We start from the raw sequence: 16,344 nt of genomic DNA on the forward strand, positions 1-16,344 counted from the left end.
TCATGCAGTTCCTGAACGGCATTACCCTGCTACTGGTGTATCAGCTGGTGGGTGAGATCACGGTTCGATTGCTGGGGCTGCCCATTCCAGGGCCGGTGCTGGGTATGGTGATGCTGTTCATTACCCTGATGATCCGGGGCAAAGCCCCGGAGTCCGTTGACCAGGCGTCTACCGCCTTGCTGAGCCATCTTTCGCTTCTTTTCGTTCCGGCCGGTGTGGGAATGATGGCGCATTTCGGCCGCATCGCCGACGAGTGGATTCCAATAACCCTCGCGCTGCTGCTGAGTACGGTCATAACCATGGTTGCCACGGCCCTGATCATGCAGGTAACCACGCGCTGGTTTGCGTCGCCCGTTTCGGAAAAGGAGGCAGATGATGACTGAGCCGGGGCTGAAAGACATCTGGGTCTACCTTTCCACATCGCCGCTGCTTGGGCTGACCATCACCCTGGTGGCCTATGGTCTGGCCTACCGGCTGTACCTGAAAACCAACTCCAATCCCCTCGCCAATCCGGTCGTCACGTCCGTCGCCATGCTCATCATCCTGTTGCTGGCCACTGGCACGTCTTACAGTGATTATTTTGAAGGCGGGCAGTTTGTTCACTTTCTGCTGGGTCCGGCGACGGTGGCGTTGGCTGTTCCCCTGTACCAGCAGTTTTCCCGGTTGCGACAGCTCTGGCTGCCCGTGACGATTTCGCTCCTCTGCGGCGTCGTCATCGCTGCCGGCAGTTCCATTGGTCTGGCCCGCGTTCTCGGAGGGTCTACGGAGATCCAGATGTCCCTGGCCCCGAAATCGGCAACGGCACCGGTAGCCATGGGTATCTCTGAAAAAATTGGCGGGCTCCCGTCTCTGACGGCCGTCCTGGTCGTGATAACGGGCATCACCGGCGCCGTTCTGGGCACAAAACTCTTCGAGTGGATCCGGGTTAGGGATGACACCGCCAAAGGCATCGCCATGGGTGTTGCAGCCCACGGTATCGGAACCGCCCGGGCGTTTCAGGTAAGCTCGCAGATGGGGGCTTTCTCAGGTCTGGCGATGGCACTTTCGGCGTTCGCAACGGCTTTGCTGGTGCCCTGGCTGGTTGATCTGCTTGAAGCGTGGATCCCCGCCTGATTTCGCCGCCTTGTACCTGCAACCAAAGTCCTATAAAAAACAGATGAAATGATTATTTAAAACTGGCTTTCCGCCGGATTGAATGGGATGACACCATTTTCCGATTGCTGGCGTACCCGTTGTCAGGAGAAGTTCTTGATAACGAGTCCCCTGGAGGCCCTTTGAACAAGAATAATTACCTTGCAACTCTGGCACTGGTTCCCATCTGCTTTTCAGTCTCCCCTGTTGTGACGGCCCAACCACCTGCAGGCCAGGGAGAGGAAGAGTTGGTTCTGGAGGTTACGTCACCGAGGCTGGTGCGGGACCTGTATGAAACGCCCGCAGCGGTCTCCGTGGTCAACGCTCCGGGCATCCGTGAGGGACAGCAGCGCCTGCAGCTGGACGAATCCCTCGATACCGTCCCCGGCCTGTTCTTCCAGAACCGCTACAACTTTGCCCAGAACCTCCGGCTGTCCACTCGCGGGTTCGGGGCCAGGGCGCCTTTCGGTATTCGGGGTATCCGGATCCAGGTGGACGGCATCCCCTACACGCTGCCGGACGGCCAGTCGCAGATTGATGCCATTGATCTGGATTCGGCCCAGCGCATCGAGGTTATTCGGGGGCCGGCTTCGGTACAGTACGGAAACGCTGCCGGCGGTGTCATCGATATTTCGACCGCGCTAGGCGACGAACTCCCGGCGGGCGGCCGTCTGCGGCTGGATGGCGGCAGTGACGACTATCGCAAGGCTGCCATACAGGGCAACGGCGTGGATGGCGATACCAGCGGCATAGCAACGCTTTCGTGGCTGACATTCGATGGCCACCGGGAGCAGAGTGAGGCGGAAAAGGCGCTGTTCAACGCCCGTGTCGCGCGGGATCTGGAGTCCGGAAGGCGTCTGACCGCAACGTTCAACGCGCTGCATAACCCGAAATCCGAAGACCCCGGCGGGCTTACCCTGCCCCAGGCCGAAGAGGATCCGGAACAGGCCACCGCGCTTGCCAAAAGGCTGGATAGTAGCCAGACCGTGAACCAGCAGACCCTGGGTGTAAGATGGGAGGATTCCCTCGTGCTGCCCGGCCAGCTCACCCTCGATACCTTCTACACCCACCGGGATTTCGCGCAGCAACTGCCGTTTCCCGGAAGCAGCCGGATAGCCTACGACCGGCATTTTTACGGCATCAGTTCCCAGTACCAGCAGGAATCGATGCTGGCCGGATTGCCTCTGGTCTGGGTCACCGGCCTTGATGTACACCATCAGTCCGATGATCGGCGCCGTTATTCCGTGTCGATCGATGGTGATATCACCGGCCAGACCCAGGCGGAAAACCAGAGCGCCACCAATGTCGCCGTGTTTGGCCAGGGCGATCTGGCGCTGAGCGACGTACTCAACATCTCCCTGGGCGTGCGGTTCGACCGGCTGCATATGGCGATAGACGACGAATGGCTGCAGGACGGTAGCGATGATTCGGGCAACCGGACCTTCCGGGAGTACAGTGGTGTTGCCGGAATCAGCTACAAACTGGCACCGAGGCACCAGGTATACGCCACCCTGGGTACCGCTTTCGAGTCCCCCACCTTCACCGAGTTTGCCAACCCCAACGGCGGTGGTTTCAATCCCGAACTGGAGCCGCAGCAGGCGCTGAATCGCGAGTTGGGTATGCGTGGTTTGTTGGGCGCGGGGTTGAGCTATGATATGGCGCTGTTTTCCATTCGGGTGGAGGACGAGATCCTGCCCTTCAACGTGGGCGATCAGACCTTCTATGAAAACGCCGGTGAAACCCGTCGCAATGGCTTCGAACTGGGACTGGCCTGGGAGCTTTCCTACGCATGGCGAGTAACCAGCGCGCTGACCCTGGCGGATTACGAATTACGGGACTTTGCCGATGAGCAGGGCAACGATGCCAGCGGCAATGCCATTCCCGGTCTGCCCGAGCAGCTCTGGGTGAACGAACTGGAGTGGCGCGGAACAGGCGGCCGTTTTGCGGCCCTCGAGTGGCAGTATGTGGGCGAATTCTTCGCCGAGAACAGCAACCAGACCCTGGTCAGTGATTACTGGCTGGCTGGTCTGCGTGCCGGCGATTCAGTCCGGATAGCGGATCAGAGCCTGAACCTGTATGCCGGTATCCGCAATCTGCTGGATCAGGACTATTTCAGTAACGTGCGGATAAACGCCAATGCGAACCGTCCGGTGGAAGATCGGGGCTATTTCGAGCCCGGTCCCGGAAGAACTTTTTATGCAGGCCTGGAATGGGTATTCTGAGGGGCGATAACAACATAAACAGTAGGGATTTTTGATTCATGCAAACCAAGTTCCTTCTCGAAGAAAGCCAGATGCCCAAATACTGGTACAACCTGCAGGCGGACCTGCCTGAGCCGTTGCCGGCCGTACTGCACCCGGGCACCCAGAAACCGGTAGAGCCTTCGGACCTTGAGCCGTTGTTCCCGATGGCGCTGATCGAACAGGAAGTGACCACCGAGCGGGAAATCGAGATTCCGGAGCCGGTGCGTGACGTCTACAATCTCTGGCGTCCGGCACCCCTGTACCGGGCCCATCGCCTCGAGAAGGCCCTCGGCACCCCGGCGAAAATCTTCTACAAGTACGAGGGCGTGAGCCCGGCGGGCAGCCACAAGCCGAACACCGCGATTCCGCAAGCCTTCTACAACCGGGAAGCGGGCATTCGAACCCTGACTACGGAAACCGGTGCCGGGCAGTGGGGCACCTCTTTGTCTTTTGCCGGTTCCCTGTTTGATATGGACGTGACCGTGTTCCAGGTCCGGGTTTCATACAACCAGAAACCCTATCGCCGGGCCGTCATGGAAACCTACGGTGCCAAGTGTGTCGCCTCACCCTCGGAGCTGACCGAGTTTGGACGCAAAGTGCTGGCCGAAAATCCTGACCACACCGGCAGTCTGGGCATCGCCATCTCTGAAGCCGTGGAACTGGCTGTCCAGGATCCTAACACCAAGTACGCCCTCGGTTCGGTACTCAATCATGTGCTGCTCCATCAAAGCATCATCGGACTGGAAGCCATGCAGCAAATGGAAATGGCGGACTGCTGGCCCGATGTGATCGTGGGTTGCACCGGCGGTGGTTCCAACTTTGCAGGTATTGCCTTCCCGTTCATGGGCCACGCCCTGAGAGGCGGTGAGAAATCCCGGATCGTTGCGGTGGAACCCTCGGCCTGTCCCACACTGACCCGGGGCAAATACGCCTATGATTACGGCGATACCGCCCACATGACCCCGCTCACCAAGATGCATACCCTGGGTTCGGGCTTCACACCGCCCGGCTTCCACGCCGGTGGCCTGCGCTACCACGGTATGGCACCACTTGTGTCCCATGCCAAGGAACTGGGGCTGTTTGATGCGGTGTCCTACACCCAGCGGGAGTGCTTCGAAGCCGGTGTGCTGTTCGCCAAGAACGAAGGCATTGTGCCGGCACCAGAGGCCAATCATGCGGTCAAGGGCGCTATTGATGAAGCCCTGCGCTGCAAGCGGGAAGGCAAGGAGGAGGTGATTCTGTTCAACCTCTGCGGTCACGGCCATTTCGATATGGCGGCCTACACCTCCTACTTCGCCGGTGAACTGAGCGACCACGAGTACGACGAACAGGAACTGGCAATGGCCCTGTCCGGGCTGCCCTCGGTCAACGCCTGATCAGTTTTCTTTAGCGCGTCGCTGAAAAATCGTACCCCCGCCGCCGGCATCCAGTTGCCGGATGGCGGTGGGTTCGCCTTCTTCATCCAGCCTCACATCCCCGATGCCCGCCCCGTTCCACAAGCGCTCTCCGGCTTCCCGGCCCTCCGGTAGCCTGGGAGAGATCCACATTCGCCGTCTCTTGGTGAACCAGTTCAGGGGCGACCAGGGCGCAAACAGCCAGCGATTGAGCCGGTCCAGCCATTCCAGCAGGGTGTTGGGGAATTCATTTTTGATGCCGCTACTGGTGATCTGCCAGACATGTGGACCATTCTGTTTGTGGCGCAGCCTAACGTCATAGGCAAACGAATAGTGGACATCCCCGGAAAGAATCACGAAGTGTCTGGGCGTTCGGGGGTGGCCGAAAATATTGAGCAGTACACTGGCGGCGCCTCGATGCGCCATCCAGTTTTCAGCGTCTACCAGCAGGGGTTTGCCGAAAAAGGTAAACACCCGCTGGATCATCTCTATGAGCTTCACCCCGAACATGGGCGCCGGGGAGACCACCACGACCGCGTCCTCGCCCATGATCTCATGCTGGAAATCGGTCAGCGATTCCCAGTCCATCAGGCCGGACGGGTGGCTGCGCCGGATCTCACTGCGCCAGCGGTGCGTGCGGGTGTCCAGAACCACCAGTCTGGGCGAGGTGGGCAGGCTGTAATGCCAGTGCTGGAAGTGAAACAGTTGGTCGATCAATTCATCCTGAATGGCCTTGTCCAGCTCGTGTTGTCCGTCACTGGAATCGAACAGCTTCTGACACTGTTCGATCAGGTCCCCGAAATTACCCGGTTGGTTACCCCAGCCCTGGCACAAGAGATAGCCCAGCAGGGCATTGCCGATGATGCGCCGGGAAAAGGGGTGTTCATAAGCGGTGGTTTCCCAGAGGGCCGAGAGATTCCAGTCGTCGGTAACGTCATGATCATCAAAGATCATATAGACGGGCACGTTAGCCATGGCCCGCGCTGCCCGCGGAAGGGTTCTGCGAAACTCGTCGATAGCGGCCTGTTCTTTCCGATAACGCGCCAGTTCGTCCGGATCTTCGACTGGCTCCGCGCTGGTAACAAGGTGCCAGGGCTCCGGCGACCACACCAGCAGGTACATGGCCATCACCTCGGCGAACGAGATCAGGTGATTGCCGGCGTTGGCGGTTGTGAACACTGGCTTGCGGACGCCACCAAAGAAACGCTCGGTGAGGTCCTCTTTAAATTCGGATTCCGGCAGCAGTTCATCCCGGTGGTAATAGGCATTTGCTACCGAAGTCAGTTCCTTGCTGTGTGAAAGCGAGGCGCCTTCCAGCACTTCCTGGTAAAGACCCAGCTGGTGAATAACGCACTGGATGGCGTGCAACATCGGACCGGCCACATCATCGGCGTAGACCTGGTCGCCGGTCATCAGCAGCAGAGACGGAACGTCCTCTAGTCTCTGTGCCTTCTGCAGTTCCTCATCCACCCGAACCAAACCGTCTCGCGAGGGATGGTGAGGTCTCCGGCAGGAGCCATGGAGTATGCGATCCAGTTTCGACTTCAGGGTAAAGCCAGGGCGATCGCGGCTCTCCGGGCAAAGATGCGTAGCCCAGCTGCGGATCCATCGGGGTGGGGCGGATCCGTCACCAGTGAGCCCCAGGTCGTACTCAAGCGGGGTGTCCCGGGGCAGAGCGGAGTCCGGTGTGATTGTCAGAAGGTTCAGCCAGGCACGGGTACCAATTCGAAGCCGTGAAACCTCTGATTCTGCTAGCGGACGATCCAGCAGGAGCTCTTTGCCTTTGAATACCTGAACGGCGAGCGCTGTCCGTTCGCTGGTTACCAGCCACAGAACAAGTGAGTCCGGCGCGGAATGACGTAGAATCGGGCCGGCCAGTACCGGCCCGAATTTGCCATCAGGCTCCAGATTCAGTCCTCCTCAAGTTCCCTTGGCGGGCAGTGGTGGTCTTCCACCACGGTGCCATCGTCCACGCTTTCCAAATGCACATCAAAGCCCCAGAGCCTGTGCACATGGCGCAGAACCTCGTCGGTTTCCTTGCCCAGTGGCACACGGTCTACCGGTATGTGGCGCAGGGTCAGGGAGCGGTCGCCGCGCACATCCACATTCCATACCTGGATGTTGGGTTCGCGATAACTGAGATTGTACTGTCGCGCCAGTTTCTCGCGCAGGTCCCGGTAACCGGGTTCATCGTGGATGGCGGTTACCCGATAGACGTCCTCCTGATCGTCGTTCTGGATCGCAAAGAGCTTAAGGTCCCGCATCACCTTGGGTGAGAGGAACTGCTGGATGAAGCTCTCGTCCTTGAAGTTCTTCATCGCGAAATGCAGGGTTTCCAGCCAGTCGCCGCCGGCGATGTCCGGGAACCACTCCCGGTCTTCGTCTGTGGGGTTCTCGCAGATTCTGCGCAGATCCGTGAAGATCGAGAATCCCAGGGTGTAAGGGTTCAGGCCGGAGTACCAGGGGCTATTGAACGGTGGCTGATACACCACCGCCGAGTGGCTCTGGAGAAACTCCAGCATGAAACCGTCTGTCACCAGGCCCTTGTCGTACATACGGTGTAGAAGGGTGTAGTGCCAGAAGCTGGCCCAGCCTTCGTTCATGACCTGGGTCTGGCGCTGGGGATAGAAGTACTGGCCCAGCTTCCGCACGATGCGGATGATTTCCCGCTGCCAGGTCTCCAGCAGTGGCGCGTTCTTCTCGATGAAGTAGAGAATGTTCTCCTGTGGCTCTTCCGGGTAGCGCTTGCCGCGTCTAACCGGGTCATCCTCGTCGTCCATTTTCGGAATGGTGCGCCAGAGATCGTTGATGCGCCGCTGCTGGTACTCCTCACGCTCCTTCTGGCGCCGCACTTCTTCTGAAGCCGATATCGGTGCAGGGCGCTTGTAGCGATCTACGCCGTAGTTCATCAGGGCATGGCAGGAATCCAGGATTTCCTCGACGGCATCCACGCCATAGCGCTCCTCGCACTCCGCCACGTAATGGCGGGCAAACACCAGGTAATCGATGATCGCGCTGGCGTCGGTCCAGGTGCGGAACAGGTAGTTACCCTTGAAGAACGAGTTGTGGCCGTAGGAAGCGTGGGCGATAACCAGCGCCTGCATCGGGAGGGTGTTCTCTTCCATCAGGTAAGCGATGCAGGGGTTGGAGTTGATCACGATCTCGTAGGCCAGGCCCATCTGACCGCGCTGATAGCCCTTGGAGGTACTGAGGAACTGCTTGCCGAAGGACCAGTGATGGTAGCCAACCGGCATGCCCACGGAGCTGTAGGCGTCCATCATCTGTTCGGCGCTGATCACCTCAATCTGGTTGGGGTAGGTGTCCAGGCCGAACTCGGCGGCGCACTTGGCAATCTCGTCGTCGTATTTCTGGATCAGCTCGAACGTCCATTCAGAACCGGTCGAGATCGGCTCCCGGGCTCTGGGCTGATCGCTTTCGGGCGAGTTTGGACGGTCCATGAGGTTAGTCATGCGGCTTTCCTCTCGAACAACTGCCGGAATACCGGGTAAATTTCGCCGGGGTCGGCGATCTGCTGCAGGGCAAAGCTCTGGGGGAATTGCTCCTGGATCTTCTCGTACTCGTACCAGAGCATCTGGTGGTCCTGGGGTGTGATCTCCACGTAGGCAAAATACTGCACCAAGGGCAGGATATTGTCGGCCAGGATCTTCCCGCACACCGGCGAGTCATCGTTCCAATTATCACCGTCCGATGCCTGGGCAGCGTAAATGTTCCACTCGGCCGGGGAATACCGGGATTCGATAATCTTGTGCATCAGCTTGAGGGCGCTGGAGACAATAGTGCCGCCGGTTTCCCGGGAATAGAAGAACTCCTCCTCGTCCACTTCCTTGGCGCTGGTGTGATGCCGGATGAAGACCACTTCAATCTTCTTGTAGTTCTTCTTCAGAAACAGGTACAGCAGGATGAAGAAGCGCTTGGCAATGTCCTTGTGCATCTGGGTCATGGACCCGGACACGTCCATCAGGCAGAACATCACGGCACTGGTGGCCGGCTGTGGCTTTTTCACGTGCTGGCGATAGCGCAGGTCGATCTCATCAATGAAGGGAATGCGGCGAACATTCGCCTTCAGTCGCGCGATTTCCTCCTCCAGAACCTGAATCTGGTCTTCGTGGCTGAACGCGGGATCCAGGTCTTCCGGCGCTGATTTCAGTGCTTCCAGCTGTCTTTCCAGATCCCGGATCTTCTTCTTGCGCGCGCCTCCCAGGCCCAGGCGTCGGGCGTGGGCACCGCGCAACGAGCGTACGACATCCAGCTTGGCCGGCACCCCCTCGGTGCTGAAGCCGGAGCGGATATACTTGAAGGCCTCGGTGTCCTTGAGTTTCTTGCGGGCCAGGTTGGGCAGTTCGAGATCGTCGAACAGAAAATCGAGGAATTCCTCCTGAGTGATCTGGAAGGCGAACTCATCCATACCTTCGCCGTCCGGGCTGGCCTGGCCCTGTCCGGAGCCCTGGCCTCCGCCGCCCTCTGGCTTGGGGATGGTGTCGCCGGCCACAAATTCCTGATTGCCGGGGTGCACCACCTCCCGTTTGCCGCCCTGGCCGTGGTGGAAGATGGGTTCTTCAATGTCCCGGGACGGAATACTGACCTTCTCGCCCCGTTCTATATCGGTGATTGAGCGCTTCTGAACCGCATCCGACACCGCACGCTTGATGTGGTGGCGGTAGCGGCGCAGGAACCGTTCCCGGTTCACCGCGCTCTTGTTTTTACCGTTCAGTCGCCGGTCGACTATGTGGGTCATTCCCATGGCGTTACTCCAGATCAGTGAATGGTCACTGACTTAGTGAGACTTGCGAACCCGCAGGTACCATTCGGCCAACAGCCGGACCTGCTTCTCCGTGTAGCCTCGATCGACCATACGCTCGACGAACTGCTTGTGCTTGTTCTGGTCTTCCTGACTTGCTTTCGGGTTGAACGAAATCACCGGCAACAGATCCTCGGTGTTCGAGAACATCTTCTTCTCGATCACGCTGCGCAGCTTTTCGTAGCTGAGCCAGGACGGGTTCTTGCCACCGTTGTTGGCCCGGGCCCGCAGCACAAAGTTGACCACCTCGTTCCGGAAATCCTTCGGGTTGGAAATGCCCGCGGGCTTCTCGATTTTTTCCAGCTCTTCGTTGATGGAAGAGCGATCGAGGATTTCGCCGGTGTCCGGATCCCGGTATTCCTGATCCTGGATCCAGAAGTCGGCATAGGTGACATAGCGGTCGAACAGGTTCTGGCCGTATTCGCTGTAGCTTTCCAGATACGCAGTCTGGATTTCCTTGCCGATGAACTGCACGTAGTGCGGCGCCAGGAATTCCTTGATGAACCTCAGGTATTTCTCATGGGTCTCCGGCGGGAACTGCTCCTGTTCGATCTGTTTTTCCAGAACGTAGAGCAGATGTACCGGGTTCGCCGCCACTTCGGTGGTGTCGAAGTTGAAGACCTTGGACAGGATTTTGAAGGCGAAGCGGGTAGAGAGCCCGTCCATGCCTTCCATCACGCCAGCGGCGTCACGGTACTCCTGGATGGATTTGGCTTTCGGGTCGGTATCCTTGATGTTCTGGCCGTCATAAACCCGCATCTTGGAGAAGATGCTGGAGTTTTCCGGCTCCTTGATGCGCGAGAGCACCGAGAACTGGGCCAGCATGTCCAGGGTGTCTGGCGCGCAGGGAGCGCCTTCGAGCGAACTGTTGCTGAGCAGTTTCTTGTAGATCTCGATTTCTTCGGTCACCCGCACACAGTAGGGCACCTTGACGATATAGACCCGGTCAAGGAACGCCTCGTTGTGCTTGTTATTGCGGAAGGTCTGCCACTCCGATTCGTTGGAGTGGGCCAGGATCACACCGTCGAACGGGACAGAGCCCATGCCTTCGGTGGTGTTGTAGTTGCCTTCCTGGGTCGCGGTCAGCAATGGGTGCAGCACTTTGATGGGTGCCTTGAACATCTCCACGAATTCCATCAGCCCCTGGTTGGCCTTGCACAGGCCACCGCTGAAGCTGTAGGCATCCGGATCGTCCTGGGAGAAATCCTCCAGCATGCGGATGTTGACCTTCCCGACGAGGGCGGAAATGTCCTGGTTGTTGTCGTCTCCCGGTTCGGTCTTTGATACAGCAACCTGATCAAGTACCGATGGGTACATTTTCACAACCCGGAACTGGCTAATGTCGCCGCCGAATTCATGCAGCCGTTTAACGGCCCAGGGGGACATGATGTTTTTCAGGTAGCGAGCGGGGATGCCGTATTCTTCTTGCAGTATCTGGGCATCTTCGGCGGGATCGAACAGGCCCAGGGGTGATTCGTTCACTGGCGAGCCCTTGATGGCGTAGAAGGGCACTTTCTGCATCAGTGACTTGAGTTTTTCCGCCAGGGACGATTTACCACCGCCCACTGGGCCCAGCAGGTAGAGGATCTGTTTCTTTTCTTCCAGGCCCTGGGCGGCGTGGCGGAAGAAGGAAACGATGTTTTCCACGGCGTCTTCCATGCCATAGAACTCGGAAAACTCGGGGTACCGCTTGATGACCTTGTTGGAAAATATCCTTGAAAGCCTCGGATCTTTGGAAGTATCGACGAGCTCTGGTTCGCCAATGGCAATTAACATTCTCTCAGCGGCCGTGGCATAGGCCGTTGGGTCCTTTTTGCAGATCTCCAGGTATTCCTCCAGGCTGTATTCTTCTTCCTGGGTACTCTCATACCGGTCTTTGAAGTGCTGCAGTATGCTCATAGATTGCCCTCGCTCGCTGTATCTTCAGCTTTCAATTCACGCAATTTCCCCGTTGCAGTCGGCTCCGCCCATCCGGGCGGTTCGTTTAGTTATGGGTGGAAGGAATGGATACTTACAAGCCTGTGAACGATCAACTCGTGGCCGGCTTGGTTACTTTGAGCTTAGTTCACGGTTCGGGAGTTGGACAGTGTGTGAGTGGTTAAGGTTCATTAAATTATGTTAGAGCGGTGTGGGGTTTTTGTAGCTCTGGTGGGCTGGCATGTCGCTTTGGGGGCTGGAGCGCACCAGGGGTCTTCCTGAAAGCGAATTGGCAACTCGCTGCGCTCAGACATCAAATTCGCTTTCAGGAAGACCCCCGGTACACTCCGATCAGACTAATGATGCGACCGCTTGAAGGCATCTTAGATTTTGGTTAGACGGAACACGCTTTCCGAGGCATTTTCCAGGCCTTTCCGTTTTGTAAACGGATGATCCTTGGCCAGGGTGTTGGTCAGGATATGTTCGATTTTGTAGTCGTCCTGGTAGAGCTCCCGCACCTCTTCGTCGCTGACGTTAAACGGGGGGCCTTTGATCTCTGTGTCGTAGTCCAGGGTGATCAGCAGGATTTTTGTGCCGTCGGGGATGATGGCGGTGAGGTGGTTTACATAGTCTTTGCGCATGTGGGGCGGCAGGGCGATCAGGGCAGCGCGGTCGTAGACCAGTCGCACGTGTTTGAGGTCGTCGGGAACCAGCTGGAAGAAGTCGCCGCACCAGAGTTGCAGGTTGTCGTGTTTGAAGGTGATGAAGGGCTCGCCCGGGTGGACCTTGGCTTTTTCGCCGGCTTCTTCAAAGAAGTCCTTGCAGGCCAGTTCGCTCAGTTCCACACCGATGATGGGGTGGCCGCGGTCGTGGAGCCACCACATGTCGTGGGCTTTGCCGCAGAGGGGTACGAAGACGGCGTCGGTGCCTTTGCCGGCCAGTTCCGGCCAGTGGTCGTGGAGGTACTGGTTGACCGTGCCTTCGTGGAATCCGATTTCCTTTTTAGCCCAGCGTTCATGCCAGAATTCATGTTCCATGGTTCACACCCTGTTATTGCTTGGACATTTTGAGTCTTGGACGTTTATTTCAGTCTACCCTAATCTGATGCCATCTGGATTCAGGAGAAAAGTATGAAAGCGGTGTTTCTAGACGCCAAAACCCTCGGCGATGATGTGGATCTTTCGCCCATCGAATCGGTGACTGGCGGGCTTGAAAAGTATGAGCGAACGGCGCCGGATGAGGTTCTGGAGCGCATCCGGGGGTTCGATACCGTGCTGGTCAATAAAGTCGTGCTCACCCGTGAGCATTTCGAGGCCTGTCCGGAGCTCAAGACCATTGCCGTGGTGGCGACCGGCTTGAACAATATTGACCAGGCGGCAGCCAAGGATCACGGCATCAAGGTGATGAACGTGACCAACTACGGTCGCTCAACAGTGGCGCAGCATACGATGGCACTGATGCTGGCATTGGCCACCCGGCTGCTGGATTACGATCGGGATGTTCGGGCCGGGCGCTGGGGCAAGAGCGACATGTTCTGCCTGATGGACCATCCGATTATGGAGCTGGAAGGGCGCACGCTCGGTATTGTCGGCTACGGCGATCTTGGTCAGGGCGTGGCGGAGCGGGCCGCGGCTTTTGGCATGAAGGTTCTGCTTGGGGCCCGTCCCGGGCAGGAACCAGGTGTGGTGGACGGGTATTCCCGAATTCCCCTGGACGAACTGCTGCCTAAAGCAGATGTGCTGTCATTGCACTGCCTGCTCACGGATGAGACCCGGGATCTGATCGGTGCCCGTGAACTGAAAATGATGAAACCCGACTCCTTGCTGATCAACACCAGCCGCGGTGGTCTGGTAAACGAACAGGCGCTGGCGGACGCGCTGCGCGCGGGCGAGATCGGCGGTGCCGGTTTCGATGTGCTGACCGAGGAGCCGCCCCGCAACGGCAATCCACTGCTGGCGGACGATATTCCGAATCTGATTATTACCCCACACTCTGCCTGGGCCAGCCGCGAGGCGAGGCAGCGGATTGTGGGTATCACCGCAGCGAATCTGAATTCTGTGCTCTAAAAGAAAAGCCCCGGGCGAACCGGGGCTTTCGAGACTGTATCAGGCTGGTTCAGTACTTCCAGCCGACGCTGACCGAGGCGCCAAGTTGGTACATTTCCAGATCAATGGTCTGGTTCGGTGCCAGCGGGTTGGGTCCGGTCACTGTCTTGGCCGGGGAGTAAAACGCCATACCCGACAGATCGAGGGTTTCGGTGAAGTTGTGGGTAAAGCCGCCGGTGAAGTGCCATTCCTGGACGCCCGGTGCCAATATGTTGAACAGCACATCTTCGTCGGAAATAGGATTTTCTCCGTAGCTTACGCCTGCCCGCCACGCGTGAGCTGGTGTTTGCTGCCACTGCCAGCCAAGTTTGACGATGGTCATGTCGTCCCAGCCAAAGCCTGCGCCGTTATCATCGCCCAGCTGGGCGGTCTGTAGATTAGGCAGCAGCGCGTTGCCCACGCTGTTGATCTCGCTGTAACGGATGTGCTGGATATCCAACAGGAACCAGTGGTCTTCGAGCCCGGACCAGGCAATGCCCGCGTTGAACATCTGTGGAATGTCGAAGTCGCCTTGCTCGGCGAACAGACCGCGGTATTTGTCGAACTCGTTCATCTTCAGAATGTTGCGCCAGCTAACGCCGCCGCGGAGGGTGTTGGTGATTTCGCCCTGCCAGCCGATTTGATAACCGTAACCCCAGGCGTCATCAGTGCCATTGTTGGAAAGGGCACTGGCGTCTGAGGAAAAGGGTGCGAAGCTTTGCAGGCCTTCTGCCTCAAAACGCTGATAGGCAATAACGGGCGAAATGCCGATGGCCTGGTTATCTGAGAACTCCCAGGACCAGGTAGGCGCAATGAATAGCTGCTCAAGGTTTACACCGGTTCGGCCAGCGTAGAAAGGCCCTCCGCTTTCACCGGAGTAGTCGGTGTTCATGCCGCCGTTGGCGAAAATCGACACGCCAAAGCTGGTGGTGTCTGACAGTTCCCTATTAAAACCCAGGTGCGGGATCACGAAACCGTTGCGGCTGCTTTTATACGTGCCTGGCTGCAGCGAGAACGCGGGAGGAGGAGAGAGTGGCCCTTCTACGGTGTACTCCCGCCGGGGTGAAAACAATTCGAGACCGCCATCAATGCGATTGCCAACAAACGCCATGCCCGCCGGGTTGGTCGCCGCTGCAATGCTGTCCTGGGACAGGGCGGTACCAGCACCGGCCATGCCTTTGCTGATGGTGCCATAACCATGGCTGAAGTAGCCGTTGGTGGCCTGGGCGGTCAACGGAGAGAGCGCCGTGAGTGCGGCCACTCCCAGAGCAAGCTTGATTCGCATGAGAAAATACCCGTTCAGGTAATCGACATATCATGAATAGCCGTCTTTTTACATGCTTTTCGTTATAAGAGAAAGAAACAAATATTGATATGGTTATATCGTGATCTGAGTTTTTGGTCCGGATATTCGTACGCCCCCCGCTTCATCCCCGAAAAGATGACAGCTGTATGACGTAGTTGTTGTCGCTTCCTGCCTAAACTGCCCACGCTCAAACAAAAACAAAAGGGCGATACATCATGATCGGGAAAACACTGGCAGCACTGTGTTGTGCTCTGCTTTGCTCCCAGACAGCACTGGCGTTCGAGCGGGGCGAGTTGCTTATCTGGATCAATTCTGACAAAGGCTTCAACGGCCTGGCCAAGGTCGGCACGCGCTTCGAGCAGGAGACGGGGGTTCCCGTCACGGTTGAAACTCCAGACGATCTGACCTCCCAGTACGACCACTACGGATATACTGCCAAGGCTCCAGACATCGTTATATGGCCCCACGACCGCTTCGGCAGTTGGATCAACGAGGGCCACCTGACACCAATCAAACCCTCAGACACCTTCCGTGAATCGATTGCACCCTTCGCCTGGCAGGCAGTGTCGGTGGGTGATCGCGTTTATGGGTATCCCATCGCTATGGAAGTTGTGAGCCTTCTCTATAACAAGGATCTGGTCAAGCAACCGCCGCGGACTCTGGACCAGGTGGCCGAACTGGACCGGAAGCTGGCCAGTAAAGGTGTCAGTGCAATTTCCTGGGACTACCGAAACGTATACTTTTCCTGGCCAATCTTTGCCGGTTCCGGCGGATACAGTTTTGGGGCGGAGGGTTTTGTCTACGACCTTTCCGACGTAGGCGTTGCCACTGACGGTGCCGTGAATGCGGTGATCGGCATCCGCAACCTGCTCAAGCAGGGCGTGCTGGCCGCCGGCGCCGACTACGGCTCCATGATGGAAGGCTTCAAGGCCGGGGAAGTGGCCATGATCATCAACGGGCCCTGGGCCTGGAGCGAGCTGCGTGGAGCCGGCATTGATGTCGGCATTGCGGATGTGCCGACAACAACCGGGGATCCTGGACGACCCTTCGTGGGGGTCCTGGCGGCCGGCATCAGTGCGGTGTCCACCAATCAGGAGGTAGCCCGGGAATTCCTGGAGGAGTATTTGCTTACCGAGCAGGGGCTTCATTCGGTCAACGATGATAAACCCCTTGGTGCCGTAGCCCATCTGGATGTTGTGAACACGCTCCGAGAAGACCCGTTCATTGACCATACCTTCCGATCCGCCAGTCGGGGCGAGATCATGCCCAATATTCCAGAGATGAAGCGCTTCTGGGACCTGATGACAATTCGGTTCACCAGCATGCTGGAAGGTGAGGAGCCTATTCGCGCCACCCTGACCGAGGCCTCAACCCGGTTGCAACGCCTGGACGAAATGCGCGGCTGGACCCGCCGCCATTATGTGACGACCGAAGCCTCCAACTAACCACT

12 protein-coding genes are annotated in these 16,344 nt (G+C 58.0%); 6 read left to right on the plus strand and 6 right to left on the minus strand.

Annotated features, from left to right (window positions below):
- Positions 1-2: 2 nt before the first annotated feature.
- From WA411_RS09210 to WA411_RS09225, 4 genes are all read left to right on the plus strand, one after another.
- Positions 3-383: a CidA/LrgA family protein gene (locus WA411_RS09210; RefSeq protein ID WP_153633917.1), complete on the plus strand. Its 381-nt coding sequence runs from the start codon at positions 3-5 to the stop codon at positions 381-383.
- Complete coding sequence (locus tag WA411_RS09215) at positions 376-1,113, plus strand: LrgB family protein (protein WP_209400948.1); 738 nt, start codon at positions 376-378, stop codon at positions 1,111-1,113. Before WA411_RS09210 ends, WA411_RS09215 begins: the two co-directional genes overlap by 8 nt.
- Before the next feature lie 161 nt (positions 1,114-1,274).
- The gene (locus WA411_RS09220) at positions 1,275-3,353 is read left to right on the plus strand and encodes a TonB-dependent receptor family protein (RefSeq protein ID WP_291906515.1); all 2,079 of its coding nucleotides are present in this window, start codon (positions 1,275-1,277) and stop codon (positions 3,351-3,353) included.
- A 38-nt stretch (positions 3,354-3,391) separates the two neighbouring features.
- On the plus strand, positions 3,392-4,750 hold the full coding sequence (locus WA411_RS09225; RefSeq protein ID WP_209400307.1) for a TrpB-like pyridoxal phosphate-dependent enzyme: 1,359 nt from the start codon (positions 3,392-3,394) through the stop codon (positions 4,748-4,750).
- Here the strand turns inward: WA411_RS09225 and WA411_RS09230 are convergent, their stop codons facing one another.
- The 5 genes from WA411_RS09230 to tmpT form a co-directional block, all read right to left on the minus strand.
- The gene (locus WA411_RS09230) at positions 4,751-6,682 is read right to left on the minus strand and encodes an alkaline phosphatase D family protein (RefSeq protein ID WP_291906685.1); all 1,932 of its coding nucleotides are present in this window, start codon (positions 6,680-6,682) and stop codon (positions 4,751-4,753) included.
- Entirely contained in the window at positions 6,679-8,238 is a 1,560-nt protein-coding gene (locus WA411_RS09235; RefSeq protein ID WP_069184451.1) for a SpoVR family protein, read from the minus strand. Before WA411_RS09235 ends, WA411_RS09230 begins: the two co-directional genes overlap by 4 nt.
- Positions 8,235-9,530, minus strand: a complete 1,296-nt coding sequence (locus tag WA411_RS09240) for a YeaH/YhbH family protein (RefSeq protein ID WP_291906511.1) — start codon at positions 9,528-9,530, stop codon at positions 8,235-8,237. Before WA411_RS09240 ends, WA411_RS09235 begins: the two co-directional genes overlap by 4 nt.
- Before the next feature lie 33 nt (positions 9,531-9,563).
- A complete protein-coding gene (locus WA411_RS09245; RefSeq protein WP_291906508.1) occupies positions 9,564-11,486 on the minus strand; it encodes a PrkA family serine protein kinase in 1,923 nt (640 codons plus the stop codon).
- A 401-nt stretch (positions 11,487-11,887) separates the two neighbouring features.
- Positions 11,888-12,541: a thiopurine S-methyltransferase gene (tmpT, locus tag WA411_RS09250; protein ID WP_291906506.1), complete on the minus strand. Its 654-nt coding sequence runs from the start codon at positions 12,539-12,541 to the stop codon at positions 11,888-11,890.
- Positions 12,542-12,634: 93 nt separating this feature from the next.
- Between tmpT and WA411_RS09255 the strand changes: the two genes are divergently transcribed.
- Positions 12,635-13,570 carry a D-2-hydroxyacid dehydrogenase gene (locus WA411_RS09255; protein WP_291906504.1) on the plus strand — a complete coding sequence of 312 codons (936 nt, stop codon included), beginning with the start codon at positions 12,635-12,637 and terminating at the stop codon, positions 13,568-13,570.
- Positions 13,571-13,619: 49 nt separating this feature from the next.
- On the opposite strand, the gene WA411_RS09260 is transcribed toward WA411_RS09255, so the two are convergent.
- Entirely contained in the window at positions 13,620-14,873 is a 1,254-nt protein-coding gene (locus WA411_RS09260) for an OmpP1/FadL family transporter (protein ID WP_291906502.1), read from the minus strand.
- A gap of 236 nt (positions 14,874-15,109) precedes the next feature.
- Here WA411_RS09260 and malE point away from each other — a divergent pair, with 236 nt between their 5' ends.
- Complete coding sequence (gene malE / locus WA411_RS09265; protein WP_291906500.1) at positions 15,110-16,339, plus strand: maltose/maltodextrin ABC transporter substrate-binding protein MalE; 1,230 nt, start codon at positions 15,110-15,112, stop codon at positions 16,337-16,339.
- The last annotated feature ends 5 nt before the right edge of the window (positions 16,340-16,344 follow it).

It is taken from the genome of Marinobacter sp. CH_CUG1437-1, from assembly GCF_037029655.1.
GTDB classification, from domain to species: Bacteria; Pseudomonadota; Gammaproteobacteria; order Pseudomonadales; family Oleiphilaceae; genus Marinobacter; species Marinobacter salsuginis.